Genomic DNA, 24207 nt, shown 5'->3' with positions numbered 1-24207 from the left:
CTTATGAATCTCTCTGCAGCAACTATCGCCCAACTGGCCGAACACCTGGAAAATGCCGAGCTCAACCGAGAGGCGGTGGCCAAGATTACCGACGCGCACCCCGACATGGACTGGGAAGACGCCTACGCCATCCAGGACACCATTCGCCAGCGCAAGGAGTCCCGCGGTGTACGTATCGCTGGCCTGAAAATGGGCCTGACCTCTTTCGCGAAAATGAAGCAAATGGGGGTCACTGACCCGATCCACGGCTTCCTTACGGACTACGGCTCTTGCCTGGACGGCGCGGCTATCGATGTTGACGGCTTGATCCATCCCAAGGTCGAGGCCGAGATCGCCTTTGTCCTCAAGCATCCGCTCAAGGGACCGGGCGTGCATATTGGCGACGTATTGGCGGCTACCGATTTTATTTTGCCGGCAGTTGAAGTGATCGACTCGCGCTACGAGAACTTCCGCTTCGATCTCAAGAGCGTCATTGCCGACAACACCTCTTCGGCACGCTTCGTCACCGGCGGACAAATGAGTGGCGTGCAGGGCATTGACCTTAAATGCCTGGGTGTGGTGCTGGAAAAGAACGGCGAAGTAGTCGCCACCGGTGCCGGCGCCGCGGTGCTCGGGCACCCGGCGCAGAGCGTCGCCATGCTGGCCAACATGCTCGGTGCCAAGGGGCGTGAACTGCCGGCGGGCTGCTTCATCATGACCGGCGGCATCACCGAGGCCATTGCCGTTGCTGCCGGGGACAACATCACCGTCCGCTACCAGCATTTGGGCAGCGTCTCCATGCGCTTCACTTCGTCCAGCCAGCGTTGATCCGGAGCTATCGACCATGCCTATCGCCATGATCCACCTCGCCGAAGGACGCAGTGAAGAGAAGAAGCATGCGCTGTTGCTCAATGTCACCCAGGCCATCGCGCAAAGCCTCGATGTGCCCGTAGATAGCGTACGCGTGCTGCTTCAAGAGATTCCCGAAACCCAGTGGGCTGCGGGTGGCAAGACCCTTGCCGAACGCCGGCGTGGTAACGCCTGATCCCAGGCTGTGTGCAACGACAGGACACAATAACAATGAGCAATCCAATCAGCGTCGCAATCATCGGCTCGGGCAACATCGGCACTGACCTGATGATCAAGATTTTGCGTCACGGCAAGCACCTGAAAATGGCCGCTATGGTCGGCATCGACCCGACCTCTGATGGTTTGGCCCGCGCCCAACGCATGGGCGTGGCGGTGACCCATGAAGGTGTTGAAGGCCTGACCCGCATGGACGAATTCAAGGACATCGATTTCGTCTTCGATGCCACCTCGGCTGGCGCCCACGTGAAGAATGACGCCTTCCTGCGCTCAATCAAACCCGGCATCCGTCTGATCGACCTGACACCTGCAGCCATCGGCCCGTATTGCGTGCCGGTGGTCAATCTGGAGCAGAATCTCGGCCAACTCAACGTCAACATGGTCACCTGCGGTGGCCAGGCGACCATCCCCATGGTTGCAGCGGTATCACGCGTAGCCAAGGTGCACTACGCCGAAATCGTCGCCTCGATCGCCAGCAAGTCCGCGGGTCCCGGCACTCGTGCCAACATCGACGAATTCACCGAAACCACCTCCAAGGCTATCGAAGCGATCGGCGGCGCAGCCAAGGGCAAGGCGATCATCGTGATGAACCCGGCCGAACCGCCGCTGATGATGCGTGACACGGTGTTTGTGCTGTCCGAAGCCGCTGATCAGACACTGGTCGAGGCCTCCATCGAAGAGATGGCGGCCGCCGTACAGGCCTATGTGCCGGGCTATCGCCTCAAGCAAAAAGTCCAGTTCGACGTCATCCCTGAAGACGCACCACTGAACATACCGGGTCTTGGCAAGTTCTCCGGTCTCAAGACCTCAGTGTTCCTCGAAGTCGAAGGTGCCGCCCACTACCTGCCAGCCTATGCCGGCAACCTCGACATCATGACTTCCGCTGCCTTGGCCACTGCCGAGCGCATGGCGCAGTCGATGCTCAACGCCTGAGGAGACCGACATGACTTTCAATCCCGGCAAAAAACTCTACATCTCCGACGTCACCCTGCGCGACGGCAGCCACGCGATTCGTCACCAGTATTCGCTGCAGAACGTGCAGGACATCGCCCGCGCCTTGGACAAAGCCAAGGTCGATTCGATTGAAGTGGCGCACGGTGATGGCCTGCAAGGGTCGAGCTTCAACTACGGCTTCGCCGCCCACACCGACCTGGAATGGATCGAAGCCGCCGCCGACGTGATCAGCCACGCCAAGATCACTACCTTGTTGTTGCCCGGCATCGGCACCGTGCATGACCTGAAAGCAGCCTACAACGCCGGTGCCCGGGTGGTGCGCATCGCCACTCATTGCACCGAGGCCGATGTGTCGAAACAGCACATCGAATATGCCCGCGAGCTGGGCATGGACACAGTCGGTTTCCTGATGATGAGCCACATGATTCCGGCCGAGCAGTTGGCTGCCCAAGCCAAGTTGATGGAGAGCTACGGTGCGACCTGCGTGTACATGGCCGACTCCGGTGGGGCGATGAACATGCAGGACATCCGCGAGCGTTTCCGTGCGTTCAAGGCGGTGCTCAAGCCGGAAACCGAAACCGGCATGCACGCCCACCACAACTTAAGCCTGGGCGTGGCCAACTCCATCGTCGCGGTGGAAGAGGGCTGTGACCGCATTGACGCCAGCCTGGCTGGCATGGGGGCGGGGGCGGGCAACGCGCCATTGGAGGTGTTCATCGCTGCCGCCGAGCGACTGGGCTGGAATCATGGCACCGACCTCTACACCTTGATGGATGCCGCCGATGACATCATCCGTCCGCTGCAGGACCGTCCGGTGCGGGTAGATCGCGAGACGCTGGCGCTGGGTTATGCAGGCGTTTACTCCAGCTTCCTGCGTCATGCCGAAGCGGCGGCCCAGCGCTATGGGTTGCGTACCGTCGACATCCTGGTCGAATTGGGACGGCGAAAAATGGTCGGTGGGCAAGAGGACATGATCGTCGATGTGGCGCTGGACCTGACACGACGTTGAGTTATCCACGCGTCCGCATAACACTCAAGAACTCCAGCTTTACTGCACTTGCCGGTCGAAGCCCACGACGCTTTGCTGGCAAGTGCAGTGTTTTGGTTTCTGAATGTCAGTCAGGGCGCTGTGATGAAAGATCTAAATCTGCTCTATACCTTTGAAGCGTTGTGGCGAGACCACTCCGCTTCAATAGCGGCGCAGAATCTGGGTTGTTACGCAGGCAGCCGTCAGCGGGGCGCCCAAGCGGTTACGAAACGACTAAGGTGACAGGTTGTTTACTCTGGTAGGTCGCCGAATGGAAACCACACCGTTTTGTGTCCACATCGCGCCGCGACTGTTGGCCTCCCTTGCGATGGTCAGGGAGGCTGGAAGCCAAATGCCGGTGTTTGGTCCGAAACGTTGGCGAAGTCGTTAGGTTCCCCGCCATCGTAAGCGAATTGTCCAAGGTTGCACCTCAAGCGCGGATACATGATTTTAGAGGAGAGTGAAATGCTCAAGGCTTCAGACGTCGTAGTGCAGTGCCTCGAAAATGAGGGCGTAGAGTTCGTGTTCGGGATTCCTGGTGAAGAGAACCTGGATTTACTTGAATCACTCAGGCGCTCCAACATCCGGCTCGTTCTCACTCGACATGAGCAATCGGCTGGTTTCATGGCGGCAACCTATGGCCGGTTAACCGGCAAAACGGGAGTCAGCTTATCGACCCTTGGCCCTGGCGCTACGAACCTGGTCACTGCTGGCGCCTATGCCTACTTGGGTGGAATGCCAATGCTCATGATTACAGGGCAGAAGCCAATCAAAAAGTCCAAGCAGGGCCGTTTCCAGATTCTTGATGTTGTTGGGATGATGCAACCGCTGACCAAGTACACCCACCAGTTGGCGTCCGCTGACAACATTCCCTCGCGTGTGCGTGAAGCCTTCCGCCTTGCTGAGGAAGAAAAGCCCGGAGCGGTTCATCTTGAACTTCCCGAGGACATCGCCGCGGAGCAGACCGAAAGCCGGCCAATTCCTCCGAGCCTGCATCGTCGCCCACTGGCCGAACACAAGGCCATCGAGGCCGCAGTCGAGAAATTGCAGACCGCCCGTAGCCCGATCCTGGTGATTGGTGCCGGCGCCAATCGCAAGATGACCGCCAAGGTACTCAAGCAACTGATCGACAAGACCGGCATCCCTTTTGTCACCACTCAGATGGGCAAAGGCGTGGTAGATGAGCGTCATCCACGCTTCCTTGGCAATGCCGCACTGTCTTCCGGCGACTTCGTGCACCGTGCTGTCGAGGCGGCTGATCTGATCGTAAACATTGGCCACGACGTAATTGAGAAACCGCCATTTTTCATGGTCCGTGGCGGCACCGAAGTCATCCACATCAACTTCCGCTCCGCCGAGGTCGATCCGGTGTACTTCCCCCAGGTCGAAGTGATCGGCGATATCGCCAATGCTGTTTGGCAGATCGGCGAATCCTTGAATGACACTTCACACTGGGACTTCACCCGCCTTATGACGATCCGTGAATCCAACGAAGCCCAAGTGATCGAGGGCGCGGACGACAACCGTTTCCCGATCTACCCGCAGCGCTTTGTCGCCGACGTGCGTCGTGCCTTGCCCTCCGAAGGTATCGTGGCTCTGGATAACGGCATCTACAAAATCTGGTTCGCGCGCAACTACAAGGCACATAAACCCAACACCGTACTGTTAGACAATGCCTTGGCAACGATGGGTGCGGGCCTGCCTTCGGCGATGGCTTCACATTTGGTCTATCCGGATCGTCCTGTGGTAGCTGTGTGCGGTGACGGCGGCTTCATGATGAACAGCCAGGAGCTGGAAACCGCCGTTCGTTTGAAGATGAACCTGACGGTCATCATCCTACGCGATGATGGCTACGGCATGATCCGTTGGAAGCAGTCCAACATGGGGTTCACTGATTTTGGTCTGGACTACGGCAACCCGGATTTCGTCATGTATGCGCAAAGCTATGGCGCCAAGGGCCACCGGGTGGAAAGCGCCGAAGGATTCTTGCCGCTACTGCAGCGCTGCATCAGTGAGCCGGGTGTGCACGTTATCGATTGCCCGGTGGATTATTCCGAGAACGATTTCATTCTGAACCATGAACTTAAAAGACGTAGCGCTTTGGTTTAAGCCAACGCTCGCCAACCCCCATTCAGAAAAGGAAACGTCATGCAGCTTAAAGACACCCAGTTGTTCCGCCAGCAAGCCTTCATCGATGGCGCGTGGGTTGATGCGGACAATGGTCAGACGATCAAGGTCAACAACCCGGCAACGGGCGAAATTCTGGGCACTGTGCCGAAAATGGGCGCTGCCGAAACCCGCCGTGCCATCGAAGCTGCTGACAAAGCGCTGCCGGCCTGGCGTGGCCTGACCGCCAAGGATCGCGCGAACAAGCTGCGTCGCTGGTTCGAGCTGATCATCGAGAACCAGGACGACCTGGCTCGCCTGATGACCCTGGAACAAGGCAAGCCATTGGCCGAAGCCAAGGGCGAAATCGTCTACGCCGCGTCCTTCATCGAGTGGTTCGCCGAAGAAGCCAAGCGCATTTACGGTGACGTGATTCCGGGCCACCAGCCAGACAAGCGCCTGATCGTGATCAAGCAGCCAATCGGCGTGACCGCTGCCATCACCCCGTGGAACTTCCCGGCTGCCATGATCACCCGTAAAGCCGGCCCGGCCCTGGCCGCCGGTTGCACCATGGTGCTCAAGCCTGCTTCGCAAACCCCGTTCTCCGCTTTCGCCCTGGCCGAACTGGCCCAGCGTGCCGGCATCCCGGCTGGCGTGTTCAGCGTTGTTTCCGGCAGCGCCGGCGACATCGGCAGCGAACTGACCAGCAACCCGATCGTACGCAAGCTGTCCTTCACCGGTTCGACCGAAATCGGTCGTCAACTGATGTCGGAATGCGCCAAGGACATCAAGAAAGTGTCCCTGGAACTGGGCGGCAACGCGCCGTTCATCGTGTTCGACGACGCGGACCTGGATAAGGCCGTCGAAGGCGCGATTATTTCCAAATACCGCAACAACGGTCAGACCTGCGTCTGCGCCAACCGCCTGTACATTCAGGATTCGGTCTACGACGCCTTCGCCGAGAAGCTGAAAGTGGCTGTGGCCAAGCTCAAGATCGGTAACGGTCTGGAAGACGGCACCACCACTGGCCCGCTGATCGACGAAAAAGCCGTGGCCAAGGTGTAAGAGCACATTGCTGACGCCGTTTCCAAAGGCGCCACCGTGCTGTCTGGCGGCAAGTCGATGGAAGGCAACTTCTTCGAGCCGACCATCCTGACCAACGTGCCGAACAACGCTGCCGTGGCCAAGGAAGAAACCTTCGGTCCATTGGCTCCACTGTTCCGTTTCAAAGACGAAGCCGATGTGATCGCGATGTCCAACGACACCGAGTTCGGTCTGGCCTCGTACTTCTATGCTCGCGACCTGGGTCGCGTGTTCCGTGTGGCTGAAGCCCTGGAATACGGCATGGTCGGCGTCAACACCGGGTTGATCTCCAACGAAGTCGCGCCGTTCGGTGGCATCAAGGCTTCGGGCCTGGGCCGTGAAGGCTCCAAGTACGGCATCGAAGATTACCTGGAAATCAAATACCTCTGCCTGGGCATCTAAGCTCGGTGAAGGCATTGCTTTAAGCGCAAAGGGCACGAGAGCGCTGTCCCTTTGCGCCGCTTCAAACGGACCTATTCTTTGTGGCCGGGAACGCTGTGGCAGTCGATCATCGCATGCTGCCGCCGTTGCTTCCCCGCCACTTAATCCTTGAACCACGCCCCCCATGCGAAGACGGGTATCCATGCCCACCACAACCTGAGCTTGGGCGTTGCCAACTCCATCGTCGCGGTGGTCAGGGTTGTGATCGCGTTGACGCCAGTCTGGCTGGGATGGGGGCCGGTGCAGGCAACACACCATTGGAGGTGTTCATCACCGCAGCCGAGCGCCTGGGCTGGAACCATGGCACCGGTCTGTAAACCCTGATGGATACCGCCGATGACATCATCCGTCCCTGCAGGACCGTCCAGTGCGCGTTGATCGCGAAACGCTGGCACTGGGTTGTGCCGGCGTTTACTCAAGCTTCCTTCGCCATGCCGAAGCGGCTGCCCAGCGCTACGGGTTGCGTACCGTCGACATCCTGGTCGAATTGGGTCGGCGAAAAATGGTCGGTGGGCAAGAGGACATGATCGTCGATGCGACGCTGGATTTGACCCGCCGCTGATTGGTGCAACAGCGCAACAGTCTTTGGTGGTTTTACGGGATTCTCGATCGTTGTCCCGGTAAATACAGTAAGTGGCATTACAAAACGAGAGTGTGGATATGAGCAACCTTGACGACCGGAACATCATTATCACTGGCGCCTCGGGCGGAATTGGCCGTGCTTCGGCACTGGCTTTTGCCAAAGCGGGCGCGAGGGTTGTGCTGCTTGATCGCGATACCGCAGGCATCGAAGAAACCGCCAGTGCTGTCACGGCTGCCGGCGGCAAGGTTTATTCAATCCCCTGCGACGTTACCGACGAAGATGCTGTGGCCGCAGCAGTCGATGATGTCGTCACTCGATTTGGCCGTCTGCATGGTGCGTTCAACAATGCAGGGGTCGAGCAAAGCAATTTGCCTCTGCATGAAATCTCATCTTCGGCGTGGGATCGCATTATCCGCATCGACCTGACCGGTGTTTTCTACTGCATGAAGCATCAGATCCGCGCCATGTTAAACAGTGGCGGTGGCGCCATCGTGAATACCGCTTCGTCCCTGGGCTCGGTAGCGATTGCCGCTGCGTCGGACTATATCGCTGCCAAGCATGGGGTGGTCGGTTTGACCAAGGCCGCCGCCGTCGACTACGGCACCCTCAATATCCGGGTCAACGCAATCATGCCGGGCATCATCGAAACGCCGATGATCGTGCGTGCGAGTGAAGAGCCGAATTTTGCCAAACAGTTCGCTGCATTGCGCGAACGACACCCTATCGGTCGTTTCGGAAAACCGGAAGAAATCGCAAAGGCTGCGCTATGGCTGCTGTCCGATGAAGCCAGTTTTGTGACCGGTACGGCAATGGCCGTAGACGGTGGTTATCTCACCGTTTGAGCCCCCCTGACAGACTGTCCCTGACACTCGACAGGGAGTCGGTCACTTTTGAACCTGAAACCCCGGAGTACCCCCATGATCAATGTAAGTCGTCGCTTGAAAGTCAATGCCCCTGAGGAGTCGGGCGGTGTGAACCTGAACCGCAGCCAGGTATGGGAAGGGTTGGTGAGCAAGGCTCGCAATGCGGTGCCGTTCGTTGATGCCATTACCGAATGTAATGTCGTTGAGGACCAGGGCAATACCTTTATCCGCGAAGTGGTGCTTTACGGTGAGCGCCTTCAGGAAATGGTCCTTCTTACTGAAGAGCAGCAAGTCGAGTTCGTGCGCCTCTCCGGTAATGCCCGTGGTCTGATCAAGAACGTCATCGAGGAAGAGAATGGCGAACTGTTCCTGCGCTTCTCCTTCGATTTCTCCCTGCCGGGCGTACCGGCGGGCAGCGAGAAGGAAGTCGAGTTCTCAACCGGCATGCAGACGTCCTACCTGAGCGCCGTACGATCCACCCTGCAAGCCATCCGTAACAAGGTCAGCAAAGCGGCATAAGATTCACCGCAGCGACCAGAAATGAAAAAACAAAAACAAGAAATGAGGCGTGCAATGAACCATGAATTGACAGGTATGTTTGAAAGTGTCGATCGGATGTCGGTCGAAGGTTTTTTGAGTTATCTGACCGATGACGTCGTGTTTCGGTTTGGCAATTCCCCGGAAGTAGCGGGGAAGGAGGGTGTCAGGGCGGCGATTGAGTCATTTTTTACCCAAATAGCCTCGCTGGAACACATTCTTCAAGGCGTGTGGAGCGAGGGCAACACGACAATCATGCGTTTTGATACCTATTACACCCAGCATGACGGCACGATTATCAATGTTCCTTGTTGTGTCGTTGTTCACTTCAATGCTTCCCGATTGATCAATGATTATCGAATTCACATTGATATTTCGCCCCTGTTCAGCAGCGCATCTGCTGGTAATGTTATCCAAGCGTCTGCATAACCACACATGAGTGCCAGTTGAGCTGCACTCGCCGGTCGAAGCCCACGCCGCTTTGCTGGCGAGTGCAGTGTTTTGGTTTGCGAATTTCAGTAAAGGCATTTCGATGAAGGATTTGAACCTGCTCTATACCTTTGAGGCGTTGTGGCGAGACCACTCAGCCTCCATTGCGGCGCAGAATCTGGGTGTTACGCAGGCTGCCGTCAGCGGTTCGCTCAAGCGGTTGCGAAACGATTATGGAGACAGGTTGTTTACGCTGGTCGGTCGCCGAATGGAGCCGACGCCGTTTTGTGTCCATATCGCGCCGCGACTGTTGGCCTCCCTTGCGATGGTCAGGGAGGCAGGAAGCCAAATGCCGGTGTTCGATCCGAAAAATTGTGAAAAATCATTCGTCTTTAGAATGCGCGACATTGGCGAGGTCGTCTGTTTGCCGCCCATCTTGAGCGAATTGTCCAGGGTTGCACCTCAAGCTCGAATACACACCGTCGTGGGTGGGATGGATGAGACGCTCAATGGCCTGTCCACTGGCAGAATCGACCTGGCGCTCGGCTTTTTGCCGACCCTTCAGACTGACATTCACCGTACGCCTGTTATTTCTCAGTATTACGTCTGCGCCATGCGCAAAGACCACCCCTTGGCACATCGCGGCTTGAGCCTCGAAGCCTTTGTCGCCAGTGAGCATTTGTTGGTGGAGTCAGGTGGTGGCGGTCACCAGGCACTGGAGCGTGCTTTGGTCGATGCGGGCGGCAGAGACTGCATTAAAATGCGCACCCCTCAGTTCTTGTCCGCTCCGCACTTGCTGTTGGATACCGACATGATATGGACGCTGCCCATTTCCCTGGGTAAAACCCTGGCGCGCTTTTATCCTCTCGTCATACACCCTCTGCCCCTGCAAATACCCTCGTTCGAGATTGATCTGTACTGGCACGACCGATTTCACCGAGACCCTCAGAACAAGTGGTTGAGAGAAATGGTTGGCCAGGTACTGCGCAGCCAGAAATCAACCTGGCAATAGTCGCTATCAAAGGGAACCGTGGCCATCAAGGCGTTGTGTTCCCCTCGCTCAAAACATCAACCGGCGCGGTATCAAGCGACACTCTCAACGGTGATGCTTCGTTCCTGGATGCTCTGGGGTAAATGGAGGCTCAGGTAGTCGATCAGGCTGCGAACGGAGGGCAACATACCCTTCGGTTTTGGGTAAAGCAGATGGATGATATGCGTTGCACCGCTCCAGGAGGGGATAACGACTTCCAGGGCCTTCGCGCGAACAGAGGCTGCAGCTATGGGTTCCGGCAACAACGCGACGCCCAATCCATTGACGGCGGCCTCCAGTTGCATGCGTAGATCATCGAAGATCAGACGTGGCTGATGGCTGACCAGCAGCTCCTCACCTGACGAACTGCTGAGGAACCATCGGCCGACGCCGTCATGGATGTCACCAGGACGAGAAAGCGTCTCGATGTCCGACAGGGCCTGGATCGTGGCAGGTCGCCCGACACGATCGAGAAAGCGCGGGCTTGCGACCAGAATCTGCCTGGTTGCCCCTAATTTCTTTGCGACCAACCCGGCCGTTTCTTCAATCCGGGCACGCGATCGCAAGGCCACGTCAAAACGCTCTTCAAAGAGGTCGACCTCTCGATCTACAGCATTCAACTCAAGCCGCACCTTCGGATACTTTTCCATGTACCCAGGCAGCAGGGGAGCTAAATAACTCTGCGCCATCACCTGAGGACAGCTCAACCGTACCAACCCGACGGGTTCCCGTCGAAGATGCTCCACGCTTTCATAGGCGGTATGCGCACCCTCGACAACGGGTTGGCTGAGCGTAAAGAAATGATGGCCGGCTTCGGTCAGCGAAACCTGGCGCGTTGTGCGATGTAACAGCCTGGCCCCCATTCGCAATTCAAGATCCGCGATATGACGACTGAGCAACGTTTTTTCAATGCCCGTTGCCCGTGCCGCTGCCGAGAACCCTCCATGTTTGACCACCAGTACGAAGTAATAAAGGTCATTAAGGTCTTTCATGCAGTTGACGCTCTCCTGCGGGGGCCGTTGAGCAACCGTTAACGGCAAAGGCTGATGTAACCATCATTGATCAAACTGGATGCGGGATAAACTAGTTATAATTGAAATGACTGATCCACTGATGGAGCAATCAACATGGAACTTCTGAACGATATGGCGTTGTTCGTCGAGGTCGTCAAAGCCCACAGTTTTCGCAAAGCCGCAGAAGCGATGGCGATGCCCAATTCGACCTTGTCGCGACGCATCAGCGGGCTTGAAAAGGCCATTGGCTTGAGACTGTTAAATCGCACCACGCGCAAGATCGAATTGACCGAGGCGGGGCAGTTGTACTTTGACCGGTGCAAGCGAATCGTTGACGAGGCGCGGCTGGCGCACGAGCAGCTGGGTGAAATGCTCGCGCATCCAAGCGGCCTTTTGCGCGCGTCACTGCCGGTGGATTTCGCCAACATTTACCTGGCACCGCTCATTGCTGAATTCGCTCGACGTTACCCTGGCATCAGCTTTGAATTCGACCTCACGCCACGCCAGGTTGACCTGGTCAGCGAACCCGTCGATGTGGTTATTCGCATGGGCGAACCGGCAGATTCGAATCTGATTGCACGCAAGCTGGCGAGCCTCTCTCGTCGTTTGTACGCCTCGCCTCGTTATCTGGAACTCAATGGAGAACCCAGCGATCCGTCCGAGCTGGTAAACCACGAATGCTTGCGCCAGCGAAAGGCTGGCAAGTGGCAGCTTTCCCATTCAGGCGAAGTGGTTGAGGTCGAGGTGGGAGGACGGTTTCAACTGAATAGCGTCGGGATGCTTCGGCGATTGGCGACACTGGATCTGGGGATAGCGCTGCTACCTGAAGGCATTGCAGCGGACGATCTGCGCACTGGCTTGCTGCAACCGGTACTGCCCCAATGGCAGGCCAATCCGATCCCGGTGTATGCCCTCACTGAAACCCGTCTTTTGCCTGCAAAAACTCAACGTTTCATTGAGTTTCTGCGTGAGCACCTTGAGCACGCTTGACTGTCGGGTTCCGTCGAGTGCTGAGCCAATAAAGACCACCAATGGCTGTTGCGCCGATCAGCACAGGAAGCGCCAACCAATGGAAGAAGACCTGTGCTGTACCCGCGGTGGAAATAAACCAGGCGCCCAGCGTCGAGCCGACAATTGAACCGCAACGGCCGACGGCCATTGCCCAACTCACCCCGGTCACGCGGGCGGCGGTGGGGTACAGGGTGGCTGACACCAGGTTGAGGCCGTTTTGCGCACCGGCTACACCGAAGCCGATGAGAAATACCATGGCAGCCAATTGATAGGGATCACCCATCAGATAGCCCGTGACGGCAATGACCACAGCCGTTACCGAGTACGAGAACGTCAGTACAGGGTAGGGGCCGACGCGATCCATCAGCAGGGCCATGAGAATGGCGCCGACGGTACCGCCCAGCGGCACCATGGCGCCAATACGCGAAGCGTAAGCGATATCGTAGCCGGCCTCTTTGAGCAGGGTAGGCAGCCAACTGGTCAGCAGATAAAACACAAAGAGCGAGCAGAAGAAGGTCATCCACAGCAGCAGTGTTCGAACCAACCGACCGTCGATGAACAGGTGCGAGATCGGCGACCTGACCTGGGCCGGGCGCTCGTCATCGAGGATAGTTACGCCGCACCAGTTCCTTCTGGTGATGCGTTCGACCACACGCCGCAAGGCGTCGGCGTGCCTGGTCGAGGACGCCATGAACCGAACCGACTCGGGCATTAGCCAGGCCAACACTGGCAGTAACGCTAGCGGCATGACGCCACCCAGCACCAGCACAGAACGCCAGCCGAATGCCGGAATCATCTGTGCGGCGATCATGCCGCCCAAGGCAAGGCCAGCCGTGAAGCCACTCCAGCTCAAGGTCACCATGATCATGCGTCGGCGTGCAGGTGAATATTCGGCGCTCAAGGCAATGCACGCCGGCATCGCTCCACCCAGGCCGATGCCAGTGATGAAACGCAAAACCGTAAGTGACTCGATCGAATGGGTAAAGGCGCTGGCCAGGGTGGCGAGACCAAACACCAGCACTGAAATCAGTAAAACGCGTTTACGCCCGAAGGCATCGGCAACCGGTCCCAGTATCAGGCTGCCGACCATCAGGCCGAACAATCCAGTCCCGAAAACAGGTGACAACTGGGCAGGCAACAGACCCCATTCTTCGCGCAGTGACGGAGCGATATAGCCAATGGCTGCGGTATCGAAACCATCCACCAGGACGATGAGGAAGCACAAGGCAAGGATGACGATCTGGTACGGCGAGATCTTCGCGTTATCGATGATCTCGCCAATTCGGGCGTTGTCAGGATTCATGCGGCTACCTTTTATTTTTTTTATCTGGACGGGATCGTCGCCAAGCGCATTAAATAAAGGAAGCCAATTCTAATTATTCAAACTATCTGGTTTTGTTATATCTATGCGCACCGACCTCAACTTGCTCCGCGTCCTGCTGGCCGTTTATGAAACCGGCAATGTCACCGCGGCGGCGAAGCGGCTAGGCATGAGCCAACCCGCAACCAGTGCTGCACTGGCCCGCCTGCGTCACTCACTGGGCGACCCGCTGTTCATTCGCTCGGGCAACCTGATGGAGGCGACGCCACGTGCGCAAGGCATCATTGAACGCACCCGCGAGGTGATCGAAATCATTGACCGGGATATCCTCAGCGGCCCGACTTTCGACCCTGCCACCAGCGAGCAGGAGTTCGTCTTTTGTCTGAGCGAAGTGGGTGAAGTGGTCTTTCTACCTGCGCTATTCCAAAGCCTGCGCAGCGCGGCACCGAATTCCCGCATTCGAACCGTCAGCCTGGCACCTGATGAGCTTGTGGAGAACCTGCATGAAGGCCGGGTCGATGCGGTGCTCGGCTATTTCCCCGACCTCACAACCCCCAACATTTACCAGCAGCGATTGTTCTCTCATGACCTGGTCTGTCTGATCCGTCTCGATCACCCTCTGGCAGGGGAGCGACTGTCCCTGGAGGATTTCCGCAGCCTCGAGCATCTGCAGGTACGTGATGGCAGCCGTCGCCAGGAAATGTTCGAAGCCCACCTGACCAAAGCAGGTATCCACCGCAACATCGTGCTGCAGACTTCTCACTACATGAGTGTGCCATCGATCATCGAACGCTCCGATTTGATCGTGGTGTTGCCACGCACCGTCGCCAACATGTACACGCACAATCTGAACGTGCGAATGGTCGAGCCTCCCGTGGACATTCCACGCTACGACCTCAAGCAGTACTGGCATGCACGTTTTCATGAAGCGCCGAGAAGTGTCTGGCTGCGGCGCTTGATCATGTCGGTATTCAATGGGTGACTATCAGGTCAATCTGGAACGATTGACCTGGCAGAAGGGGCGAGAGAAACGCGTTTAGCAGAGTGCCAGGGCTTTTTTCACTTCATCGTCCAGACTATGTTGCCAAACCCAATCCAGGCGCTGTTCCAACGCGTCCTTCAATTTCCGGGAATCGCGACCAACGGTTGGGTTCTTGTATTCGTACAACTCACCGGCTTCCCAGGACGTGCGCTGAACGCGCGAGGCACGCTCGCGTCGGACCTCATCGTAGGCCGCCAGCAGTGCGGGTACATCCGCCGCTGAAGCCGCCTCGTTCGAAAGCAACTCTGCCAGGAAGTAAGCATCTTCGAGGCCCTGGCCTGCGCCAGCACCCTGGTGTGGCAGCATCGCGTGCGCCGCGTCGCCAATGAGTGCTACTCGCCCGTGGACATAAGTGGGTAACGGCTCCACATCGTGAAGGGCCCAAAGCGTCGGGTTTTCAATGCATTGAAGTAGCGTTTTTACGGCAAGCCCTGAGCTTTCAAAACTGTTCAGCATTTGCTCTTTCGAAGCCGCTTTCACCCATGGCATGTCGGCCGGCCAGGAGGGATGTTCGACATGGCGGTCGGACACAAAGGCAACGATGTTGATCAGACGCCCCTTTTTAACGGGAAACGTCAGGACGTGGGCGTCTTCGCTCAGGTACATCTGAGGCACGTTGAGTAAGTGATCATCCAGTGTTGCCGCACGATAAGCATCACGGAGTACCGCCGTTTCCACCAATCCCCTGAACGCTGACGTGCCGGTGAAGCGCGGCTTTACGGCTGAATGGCCAGCAGCAGCGAGCAGGGGATTACGCAGGGCTGATTTGATTCCGTCTGCGGCAATGACAACGTCGGCTGGGTAGGAGCTGCCGTCGGAAAACTTCAGTGATACTTCGTTATTGTTTTCTTCATAGCCGACGACTTGCCTGCCCAACGACGCAATGCCTTGCGGTAGGCGCTTGGTCAACAGATCGATGAAGTCGGCGCGATGGACAGATGATTGCCCTACGCCCGGCGCAACGCTGGTACCTATCAGTGAGGCATCGTGCGCATGACGCCACTCGAACCAGACGTCCTGCCAGGGGGCAGAAGTGCTGTCGGCAATTTCATGGTAGTCCTCGCCGATACCGAGCTGCTTGATAGCCTGTACAGCATTGGCGCCAAAAGAAACGCCGGCGCCGATTTCACCGAAAGCGGGGGCGACTTCAAACAGCTTGACGTGTGTCATTCCCTTTTTTATCAGGCCTAGTGCCAGGGCCGTCCCGGCAATTCCTCCACCCACGATGGCTACACGTAGCGCATGCTTGCGGTTCATTGAGTCACCTTTCTATTGTGATTATTGGTGGGCCATTTTTCGCAACTTTGATGCGCAGCGTCCAAGACTTTGTCCCTATGCACCATAGCCTCGCGGCTATACTAGGGAACCTCCCTGGTAGAAAGGCCGTCATGGATATCCGTCAAATCAAGCGTTTTATCGCGGTGGCAAGAACACGGAATTTCACCAAGGCAGCGCAGTCGCTGCACGTCGCGCAGCCGTCACTTAGCAAGCAGATCCATCTGCTCGAGGAAGAGTTGGGTTTTCAACTATTCCTTCGTGAGACACGCCCCATTCAGCTGACCCCGGCCGGTCAGCGATTCTATGAAGATGCCATAGCACTCGTTGGCAAATTCGAACAGATGACGGCAAATGCTCGTCAGACGGCCTTGGGCACACGTCAGACGTTCACGATCGGTTTCGTTGCCTCGGCCTTGTATGGTGCCCTCCCGACGATTATTCGCCGTTTGCGAAGAGTTCGGCCGGACCTGGACGTGAAATGGGAGGAAATGACATCTGGTGAACAGATGGTTGCGCTACGGGAAAGGAAGATCGATGTAGGGTTTGGACGCATCCACACGGAGGCAGCCGAGGTCGATCGAATAGTGCTCAGAGAGGAGCGCCTTATGGCTGCCATAGCACCGGCCTTTGAGCTTGCTTCCATATCTACCCCTGTTTCACTAGCTGAACTGGGTGGCTGGCCGATCATTGTTTATCCCTCCCGATTCCATCCAAGCTTCGCTGATCAGGTGTTGAACATGATCAGAGCGAAGGGTGGCGAACCCTCGGAGGTACACGCAGTAGGCGATCTTCAGACAGCGTTAGGATTGGCGTCCGCGGAGTCGGGTTATTGCATCATTCCCGCCTCGGCTCGCCACCTCAGACGTGAGCTGGTTTATCGACTTGTAAGCGACAAAGAAGCGGTCTCACCGTTGATCATGAGTTACCGCCTTGATGATAACGATAGCGTCGTAGAACTCATCAAAGAGTTAACACGTACGTTGTACGCCGAAAAACCGGAGTGGTTAGAGCCGGAATATAACCGCATTTTGAATTTCTGACCCTGCCTGTTATTTCCCTTTAGACCCTTTCACCGTGATTGGAGCGGGAGCGCAACAGTCCTTGGTGATTTTCATGCCTAGTCAATAGGTAGTGGTCTACCTACAGTTCGGCAACTCATTAACCACCACGACTGATCGGGTGTGTTACTGCAAGATCTGTTCTTATAAAAACAAGCAAGAATAACGGAGTGCTTATGGGTCATCGTCTGCAGGGTAAAGTTTGCATTATTACAGGCACTGGCGGGTCAATGGGGCGAGCGGCTGCATTAATGTTCGCGCAACAAGGCGCCAAAGTAGTGGGGTGTGACATCTATCATGAGGCGGCTCAAGAGACGGTTGATGCCGTGAAATCCATGGGTGGGGAGATGGTCTCATTAAACCATTGTGACTTGACGGACCCTGCCAACTGCACCCGTCTAGTTGAATTGGCGGTGTCGGAATACGGGCGCGTCGATGTGTTATTCAATAATGCGGCGATGGCCTATTTTGGATGGATCGATCAGATATCAGACGATGATTGGCATCGAACAATCGATCAGGAACTGAATCTGGTTTTCCACCTCGTGCGTGCAGCCTGGCCGGAGTTAATCAAGTCTGCGGGCGCTTCCATTATTAACACGGCATCTGTTTCGGCATGGTCGACCTACCGCATGCTCCCTGGAATCGCGCATAGCGCGGCCAAAGGCGCTGTGCTTTCCATGACTCGCCAACTGGCACTGGAAGGCCGGGTCCATGGTTTGCGCGCCAACAGCATTTCCCCAGGTTTGATTGAGTCCAAGCAAACAATCCCGTTGCTGCAGGATCCCGAGTGGGCAGAAACGATGGTGGGCAAGGTGATGCTGGGACGTTTGGGCAAGCCCGAAGAAGTTGCGGCCACCGCTGTGTTCCTGGCCTCTGATGAAAGTTCTTTCATCACGGGTACGGATATTCGGGTCGATGGTGGAACCACTGCCTGGTAACTTTGCCTGACATTAAACTTGATTAATCAACTGGGCCTGCCTGAAACAAGGAGGGACTCTATTGCCTTGCAAATAATAAACACCCATTAGAGGCAGGCCCGTTGCTCTGTTTGTTCTGTTTGTTCGCATGAATCTTCGTAATCAAAATAATAATCCATACGAGATCATCCTTATGTTGCGCGTAAAAACGTTGCGGCTCAGCAAACGCTCTCCCTTGCTCTGCACGGCAGCCATACTGCTGACTTGTACCCAAACTCACGCCACCGAAAATAACGGAACCGCTTACCCACTCGGTCTTGACACCGTATTGGCTGGGCGAATGCCGCCGCCAGGGTTAACCACCTTTTTTTACAGCTCCGCTTACGAGTCGACTGAACTAAAAGGTGCCTATGGGCGCAGCATGGCCGGGATTGAAGACTTCAATCTCAGTTACCAGTCACTCGCGGTATGCCTGGACTACGTTTATTCCGACTACACGTTATGGGGCGCAACACTGGCCAGTCGTGCCGCCTTACCCTACATAAAAGGGCAGGTGAGTTTTTATACCGAAACGCCCCAAGGGCGTGTCCGCAACAGTGGCAAGGATGAAGGCTTCGCCGATCTGGCGTTTACGCCACTGTTTCTGGGCTGGAGCTCTCCACGTTTCCATCAGATGCTGGGTGTGGATTTTTATGCGCCCACCGCTTCGTATGACAAGGATCGGCTGTTCAATGTGGGAACCAATGTGTGGTCCTACTCGCCGTGGTACTCCTTCACGGCAAACCCGATAGATGAGGTGGAGATAAGCGCCAAGATTCTCTACATGATAAACGACAAGAATCGTGCGACTGATTACCGGTCGGGGCGCGAGATTAATGCTGACTATCATCTTGGCTACAGCTTGAACAAAAATTGGCAGGTTGGGGTCAGTGGGTATTTGTACAAGCAGGTGAGCGATGATGAGCGTCACGGTGAGTCGGTGTGGGAGGATGGCAATCGAGGTCAAGTCGTTGCTTATGGCCCTGTTGTGAAATATCAAACCCCCGAATTTGGCGTACTGATGAAGTGGCAGCATGAAACGCTTGTCGAAAACCGGGCCCGTGGCGAGCGACTCTGGCTCCAGGCGGTCGTGCGTTTTTAACGCCTGGTCTATTGGCCACATCTGCGAAGCAGGGGCGCCAGTCGTGGCCCTTGCGTCGTGATTGGTGCATCAGCACAACAGTCCTTGGTGATTTTCCTGTCTAGTCAGTCTCTGGTGCCTCATTTATGGTCTGGTGATTAGATCAATCAGGCGGGCTTTGGGATGCAGCAAAAGGAACACTTCAAAACGCTGAGCGGCTTCGGCTCCGTGCACGACGTACCCAAGCTGCCAACCGGTTTTACTGACGTCTTCGAAAGCTACGAGATCGCGGCCAACGGCGTGAAACTGCACGCCGTCATTGGCGGGCAGGGCAATCCGTTGCTACTGCTTGGGGGCTGGCCGCAAAACTGGTTTGCGTGGCGTTACCTGATGCTGCCGCTGGCTCGCACGTTCACCGTGATCGCTGTCGATCCGCGGGGTGTCGGGCTCTCGGAAAAAGCGCAGGAGGGTTATGACTCAAGGACCTTGGCCCAAGACATGTTTGCGCTAATGGACGCCTTGGGGCATGAGTCTTTCGCCATGGCCGGCCATGACATCGGCATGTGGACCGGTTATGCCATGGCACACGATCAACCCGCCCGAATCGAGCGCATTGCGCTGGGCGAGGCGCTTATTCCAGGCTTATCGGACTCTCCGCCATTGCTGCCTGAGCAGCGCTGGCTCAGTGATTTTCTCTGGCATTTCAACTTCAATCGGGCGCTGGGCATCAACGAGCAACTGGTCAGTGGTCGCGAAGAACTCTACTTCGGTCACCAGTTCGCGACGAAAGCAGGGTCGCCAGAGGCGGTACCTCGTTACGCGATCGACTTCTACATCGAACAACTCAAGCGCGATCCACAAGCCCTGCGGGCCAGCTTCGACTATTACCGCGCAATCGATCAGTCGATTCCACAGAGCCAACAGCGCAAAGCAACGCGCCTGACCTTACCGGTGTTGGCATTTTCGGGCGCGCTTGCCTGTGGCGACAGCGTTGAAGCCGAGTTGCGCACGGTCGCATCGAATGTCGAATCCGTGGTCATTCCGGATTGCGGTCACTATCCGGCGGAGGAACGCCCGGAGGCATTGCTGGCTGCGTTTGAGGCTTTTTTCGCGCCCTATGCACGATGACCAATTGCCGTTCGGTGAGAGATGGTGGGGCTACACTCATTATTGCGCATTGAACGACACCACCAGTACCAGAGGCTGCTGTCATGTCTGTCGTTATCGCCCCGCTTAGTCGCGCCAACCTCGGCGGCCATTTCCACGGTTTTGGTCTGCGCACCGAGGCAGAATTGATCTCCCCCTTCATCGGGGTCGACCACTACTGGATGGACGCGCCGACCTTTGGGCCACACCAGCATGCCGGCATTTCGGCGGTGTCCTACCTGCTTCCCGATTCCGAGACGGGCATGGCCAACCGTGACTCGATCGGTACCCAGAACGTGATTCAACCGGGCGGCCTGCACTGGACTACCGCCGGCCGTGGCGTGGTGCACGAAGAGGTTCCGGTCGAAACCGGCAAAAAGGTTCACGGACTGCAGATCTTCGTCGCTCTCGCTCCGTCGAACAGGGACATCGCTCCGTTCCCGCTGATACTCGAAGCGCAGGATGTGCCAGTCATGCAGGAGCCAGGTGCCAAAGTGCGGGTGCCGTTGGGGAGCTATCGTGAGATGCGCTCCCCGCTGAGTCCACCGACCGAGGTAACGATGCTCGACATCTCTCTGGAGGAGGGTGCCGAGCTGAGTGTGTCTATTGCCGCAGGCCAGTGCATGTTTGCCATGCCAATCGACGGCACGGTGGAGGTGGAGGCCCAGCGCTTCAATCGCGAGGACCTCAAGCTTCCGGTGTTCCCGGCGCAAAATACTCCACGCGAGGTCAAGTTGAGAGCCCCGCAGGGCAGTGCCAACGTCGTGCTGTTCAGCGGACCTCCGCTACCCTTTTTTTGAACCCAACGAAACGAGGATTTGTACTATGGCTGCCGTACGATTCACTGCAGAGAACGCCGCGTTGTTACTGATCGACCATCAGGTCGGCACGATGCAACTGATCAAAAACATCGACCGTGAGTTTGCCGCCAAGCAGTCGATTGCGCTGGCCAAGATGGCGAAGATCCTCAACATGCCGGTCGTGATTACGTCCAGCCAGGAAGATCAAGCCCAGGGCCCGATTCTTCCGGAAATCGCCGCGATACTCCCAGAAGCGCACGCGGCACGGATCAAGCGTCCCGGTGTGGTCAACGCCTGGGAATACGCCGACTTCCGCGATGCGGTGCTCGCCACTGGGCGCAAGCATCTGATCATGGCCGGTGTGACCACCGACGTTTGTCTTATCTTTCCGGCAATCGATGCTGCGCTCGAAGGCTTTGCCGTGCAGGCCGTGCTGGATGCTTCGGGCTCGCCCAGCGATCTTTCCGAAGAGTTCGCCCGTCAACGAATGCACGATGCTGGCGTCGTGCTCACCGCCACCAATACACTCATGGCGGAGATCGGACAGGATTGGTCCACACCTAACGGACAGCAACTGATTGGCTTGTTGTTCACCGATGTATTCCCGGCCTTGGGTGCCGGCATCCAGTAAAACTGCAATCCTGTCGCGTTGCTCGAAGTGCATGGCTCGTCGAGCAACGCGACAGTTCCCAGATCAGTTCACTTGCGCATAGCGAACATATTCGGCGCTGATCCGGTTTGAATGGCTGACCAGCCCGCGGACGAAGGGTAATCGTGCTGCTTCATAACGGGCCAGCACAGCGGCAACGGGTTCGTCTGCGCTTTGGTCTGCGAGCATTTGAGCCAGCACCGCCGCATCTTCCACTCCGGTCAAAAAGCCGCGCCCGGTCATCGGAGAAACGACGTGGGCAGCGTCGCCGATGATGGCCAGTGCGCCACGTGCCAACCGCTGCGGCTTGTATTCGGCAATCGGAGCGCCGCTCAATACATTCGCTGAGCGCACGCCGACAGTCACTGCCTCTGCCCACATCTCAGGCCAGACCTGAGGGACCTGGGCGACCAAGCCAGACCTCACGTCTTCATCGATCGTCCCGCGTCCGAGTGTGCCCACGATGTGGCCATCGGCGGTCAGGCAGCCGGTGCTACGGAGCAATGCCTCCTGATGTACATCGAACCATGCGAATGTGACTTGACGCTGACCTGGCTCCATCGAGCCGTCGCGACCTGGAAGCACCGCGGCAACCAGACGATATCCGCCCACGAACTCAATCCATAGGCCGCCGTCCGATGGCCAGGGGACGGGACGCGTCAGCGCTCGCTCCTCGACCAGCCCACGCCACACCAGATAACCGGCGTAGCGGGCAAGCGGTGCGTCGGGCGTGATTGCCTGGCGAACTATGCTGCGATATCCGTCCGCCCCGATCACTGCGGCGGCAACCCTCTGCGTTCCGTCGGCAAAGGAGAGTAGTGCCAGATCCCCACGGTCTGCGACCGAGGTGACAGCTTTGCCTTCTTCGAGGACGATGCCCGGTGTTGCGAGAGCCCGGTCTCGTAGCCAGTTGTAAAGCGCCGGCCAGGTCGTCAGTTCACGATAGGCCGGTACCACGGGCAAGATGGGCGCAACACGTGGATCATGGCCAACCGTCGTCGCGACCAGTTCAAGATCAATACTCAGGCTGTCCCCACCGTGCACGCGCCCGACAGAGCGCTCAACGACACGAACGGGGACGCCCCTGGTCGCGCAAGCGAGCGCCAGCGTGAGGCCAGCAAGGGATCCGCCGACAATAATGATTTCCGGGTGCGTGGTGTTCATCACGTGTAAGCACTCATAACGTCAACATTCCTGAAAATATTCCAGTTCATCTGAAGGTCTTTTGCGTGACTGAAATGATCAGCGCGATCACCGCCACGCCGATCACGACCCAAAAGTATTCCATGCTGGCGACCAGGGTCGATTGCTGCTGCAGCATTTGTGCGTGCATCGCCACCGAGATTTGGTTCGCTGTCGTGGCGCCCACTTCGGATGACAGTGCTTGCGCCAGCTGTTGAGTCTGCTCCACATAGAGAGGGTCGCTGGCGCTGAAATGCACGTTGAGGTTGTTGTATTGCAGGGTCGTGCGCCATTGCAGAAACAGTGTGGCGGCCGTGGTGCCAATCGCCATGGCGATCTGTCCCATCATGTTTTTGATCTGATAGGCATGCGCGAACAGCTTCTCCTCTTGCATCACATCCCTAAAGGTCTGCATGGCCGCGGTCGACATCACCAACATCACAAAGCAGCCATTGAGAATCAATGCCGGCAGAATGTTCGACCACATGTTGGCGCTGGGCGTCAGCGAGGACAGCAGCCAGCCAAAGCCACCCAGCGCGATGAATCCCAGAATGAAGAACTTCTTCGGGGCAGGGTGCTTTGGAAGGAGAGTGGCCATGATGACCCAGGTGGCCAGGGTGCCGGTCAGTCCGATGGCCTGGAATGTACCGATGGTGTCCCAGGAGTAGCCCAGTCCCGTTTGCAGGAAGTACGGCAAGATGTAGTTATTGGCGCCCAGTACAACGTAGGCGTAGCAAAACAGCGCCACGCCCTGGAGGTAACGAGGCTGCATCAAGTCCCGGACCTTCAGGAAGGGATTGGCCTTGTTGTGTTCGGCGTGGAAGAAGGTGTACATCCCCAGTGCTGCCAAGAGTGCGCAACCGACGATGATGAAGGTGTCGTTATAAAAGTCGTAGTAGGAGCGCTGCAAAATGTAGAGCAGAAAGAAACTGCTGACCGACAACAAGAGAATGCTTGCCAGGCTTGAGGGGGTTCGGTCCTCTTCGGGGATAGGGCTCGTCGGCAGAAAACGCACGCAAAGCGCTGCTGCAACCAGGGCGCCGACGATCAATATCCAGAAGATGGCGTGCCAGGTATTTTCAGCCACCACCCACGACGAGATAAAAGGCGCCGCAGCCGTCCCGCCAGCGAGCCCGGTGGCAAATACTTTGATTCCCGTGAACCGGCCCGGGCCAGGGGGAATCAGGTTGATCATGAGGCGTGCCGACGTCATGAACGAGGCCCCACCCAGGGCCATGATGACTCGGCCTACGGTGAAACTGGTCAAATCAGCACTCACACCACACACCAAAGCGCCCAGCACGAAAACGCTGATTGAGCCGAGCATGAAATTGCGCCAGCCCAGGCGCTCCGTCAGCCAATGCTGTTTCGAAATCACCACCACTGCGATACAGGCATACAGGGCGGCCACCAAGCTGAATTCTTCAGGGCTGGCCTCGATTTCGCCGCGAATCGGTGCATTGGCAAAAGCGATCATGCCCGCCTGTAAATATTCCAGCGCACATAGCAGGCCCACAGTGAACAACAAGGCAGCATGTTTTCTGTACAT

Annotated in this window: 22 protein-coding genes and 2 pseudogenes; 19 read left to right on the top strand and 5 right to left on the bottom strand. The window is 57.1% G+C overall.

Translation table 11 applies throughout. The features are described from left to right. Positions 1-3 precede the first annotated feature (3 nt). From dmpH to AC3WN7_RS10485, 11 genes and pseudogenes are all read left to right on the top strand, one after another. The gene (dmpH, locus tag AC3WN7_RS10535) at positions 4-807 is read left to right on the top strand and encodes a 2-oxo-3-hexenedioate decarboxylase (RefSeq protein ID WP_008045458.1); all 804 of its coding nucleotides are present in this window, start codon (positions 4-6) and stop codon (positions 805-807) included. A gap of 16 nt (positions 808-823) precedes the next feature. Further along, on the top strand, positions 824-1024 hold the full coding sequence (locus AC3WN7_RS10530) for a 2-hydroxymuconate tautomerase family protein (RefSeq protein WP_007971593.1): 201 nt from the start codon (positions 824-826) through the stop codon (positions 1022-1024). 35 nt (positions 1025-1059) lie between these two features. Continuing rightward, positions 1060-1998, top strand: a complete 939-nt coding sequence (locus tag AC3WN7_RS10525) for an acetaldehyde dehydrogenase (acetylating) (protein ID WP_095966100.1) — start codon at positions 1060-1062, stop codon at positions 1996-1998. A gap of 10 nt (positions 1999-2008) precedes the next feature. After that, a complete protein-coding gene (gene dmpG / locus AC3WN7_RS10520; RefSeq protein WP_095966101.1) occupies positions 2009-3028 on the top strand; it encodes a 4-hydroxy-2-oxovalerate aldolase in 1020 nt (339 codons plus the stop codon). Between the two features lie 483 nt (positions 3029-3511). After that, positions 3512-5155 carry an acetolactate synthase large subunit gene (locus tag AC3WN7_RS10515; protein ID WP_008001982.1) on the top strand — a complete coding sequence of 548 codons (1644 nt, stop codon included), beginning with the start codon at positions 3512-3514 and terminating at the stop codon, positions 5153-5155. 39 nt (positions 5156-5194) lie between these two features. Further along, positions 5195-6637: pseudogene (gabD, locus tag AC3WN7_RS10510) on the top strand (NADP-dependent succinate-semialdehyde dehydrogenase). Positions 6638-6796: 159 nt separating this feature from the next. Beyond that, a pseudogene (locus tag AC3WN7_RS10505) lies at positions 6797-7238 on the top strand (hydroxymethylglutaryl-CoA lyase-like TIM-barrel protein); the annotation flags it as partial. 98 nt (positions 7239-7336) lie between these two features. Next, positions 7337-8101 carry an SDR family NAD(P)-dependent oxidoreductase gene (locus tag AC3WN7_RS10500; protein ID WP_102674075.1) on the top strand — a complete coding sequence of 255 codons (765 nt, stop codon included), beginning with the start codon at positions 7337-7339 and terminating at the stop codon, positions 8099-8101. Positions 8102-8176: 75 nt separating this feature from the next. After that, complete coding sequence (locus tag AC3WN7_RS10495; protein WP_102674076.1) at positions 8177-8641, top strand: SRPBCC family protein; 465 nt, start codon at positions 8177-8179, stop codon at positions 8639-8641. A 54-nt stretch (positions 8642-8695) separates the two neighbouring features. Next, positions 8696-9088, top strand: coding sequence for a nuclear transport factor 2 family protein (locus AC3WN7_RS10490; RefSeq protein ID WP_102674077.1), 393 nt, complete (start codon positions 8696-8698; stop codon positions 9086-9088). Between the two features lie 103 nt (positions 9089-9191). After that, positions 9192-10100: a LysR family transcriptional regulator gene (locus tag AC3WN7_RS10485; RefSeq protein ID WP_102674078.1), complete on the top strand. Its 909-nt coding sequence runs from the start codon at positions 9192-9194 to the stop codon at positions 10098-10100. A gap of 71 nt (positions 10101-10171) precedes the next feature. On the opposite strand, the gene AC3WN7_RS10480 is transcribed toward AC3WN7_RS10485, so the two are convergent. Further along, positions 10172-11110, bottom strand: coding sequence for a LysR family transcriptional regulator (locus tag AC3WN7_RS10480; protein ID WP_102674079.1), 939 nt, complete (start codon positions 11108-11110; stop codon positions 10172-10174). 135 nt (positions 11111-11245) lie between these two features. Here AC3WN7_RS10480 and AC3WN7_RS10475 point away from each other — a divergent pair, with 135 nt between their 5' ends. Further along, positions 11246-12121 carry a LysR family transcriptional regulator gene (locus tag AC3WN7_RS10475; RefSeq protein ID WP_102674080.1) on the top strand — a complete coding sequence of 292 codons (876 nt, stop codon included), beginning with the start codon at positions 11246-11248 and terminating at the stop codon, positions 12119-12121. Here the strand turns inward: AC3WN7_RS10475 and AC3WN7_RS10470 are convergent. Beyond that, positions 12084-13445, bottom strand: a complete 1362-nt coding sequence (locus AC3WN7_RS10470) for an MFS transporter (protein WP_102674081.1) — start codon at positions 13443-13445, stop codon at positions 12084-12086. The genes AC3WN7_RS10475 and AC3WN7_RS10470 overlap by 38 nt on opposite strands. A 103-nt stretch (positions 13446-13548) precedes the next feature. Here AC3WN7_RS10470 and AC3WN7_RS10465 point away from each other — a divergent pair, with 103 nt between their 5' ends. Further along, complete coding sequence (locus AC3WN7_RS10465) at positions 13549-14445, top strand: LysR family transcriptional regulator (RefSeq protein ID WP_102674082.1); 897 nt, start codon at positions 13549-13551, stop codon at positions 14443-14445. A gap of 54 nt (positions 14446-14499) precedes the next feature. Here the strand turns inward: AC3WN7_RS10465 and salA are convergent, their stop codons facing one another. After that, positions 14500-15762, bottom strand: a complete 1263-nt coding sequence (salA, locus tag AC3WN7_RS10460; protein WP_102674083.1) for a salicylate 1-monooxygenase — start codon at positions 15760-15762, stop codon at positions 14500-14502. A 131-nt stretch (positions 15763-15893) separates the two neighbouring features. On the opposite strand from salA, the gene AC3WN7_RS10455 reads away from it, so the two are divergent. From AC3WN7_RS10455 to AC3WN7_RS10430, 6 genes are all read left to right on the top strand, one after another. Beyond that, positions 15894-16823 (top strand): LysR family transcriptional regulator, encoded by a 930-nt coding sequence (locus tag AC3WN7_RS10455; RefSeq protein ID WP_007970782.1) that lies wholly within the window; start codon positions 15894-15896, stop codon positions 16821-16823. Positions 16824-17017: 194 nt separating this feature from the next. Continuing rightward, on the top strand, positions 17018-17782 hold the full coding sequence (locus AC3WN7_RS10450; RefSeq protein ID WP_102674084.1) for an SDR family NAD(P)-dependent oxidoreductase: 765 nt from the start codon (positions 17018-17020) through the stop codon (positions 17780-17782). Between the two features lie 172 nt (positions 17783-17954). After that, positions 17955-18902 (top strand): SphA family protein, encoded by a 948-nt coding sequence (locus tag AC3WN7_RS10445; protein WP_095966113.1) that lies wholly within the window; start codon positions 17955-17957, stop codon positions 18900-18902. Positions 18903-19064: 162 nt separating this feature from the next. Beyond that, entirely contained in the window at positions 19065-20009 is a 945-nt protein-coding gene (locus AC3WN7_RS10440; protein ID WP_102674085.1) for an alpha/beta fold hydrolase, read from the top strand. Positions 20010-20092: 83 nt separating this feature from the next. Next, the gene (locus AC3WN7_RS10435; RefSeq protein WP_102674086.1) at positions 20093-20827 is read left to right on the top strand and encodes a pirin family protein; all 735 of its coding nucleotides are present in this window, start codon (positions 20093-20095) and stop codon (positions 20825-20827) included. Between the two features lie 25 nt (positions 20828-20852). Continuing rightward, the gene (locus AC3WN7_RS10430; RefSeq protein WP_007970788.1) at positions 20853-21458 is read left to right on the top strand and encodes an isochorismatase family protein; all 606 of its coding nucleotides are present in this window, start codon (positions 20853-20855) and stop codon (positions 21456-21458) included. A 63-nt stretch (positions 21459-21521) separates the two neighbouring features. On the opposite strand, the gene AC3WN7_RS10425 is transcribed toward AC3WN7_RS10430, so the two are convergent. Together AC3WN7_RS10425 and AC3WN7_RS10420 are read right to left on the bottom strand one after the other, a co-directional pair. After that, entirely contained in the window at positions 21522-22640 is a 1119-nt protein-coding gene (locus tag AC3WN7_RS10425) for an FAD-dependent monooxygenase (RefSeq protein ID WP_102674087.1), read from the bottom strand. 46 nt (positions 22641-22686) lie between these two features. Further along, a complete protein-coding gene (locus AC3WN7_RS10420) occupies positions 22687-24207 on the bottom strand; it encodes an MFS transporter (RefSeq protein ID WP_095966219.1) in 1521 nt (506 codons plus the stop codon).

The organism is Pseudomonas sp. FW305-70 (assembly GCF_058783925.1).
Note: the sequence above shows the minus strand (reverse complement) of the source record. Positions and strands in the feature narration are given on the sequence as shown.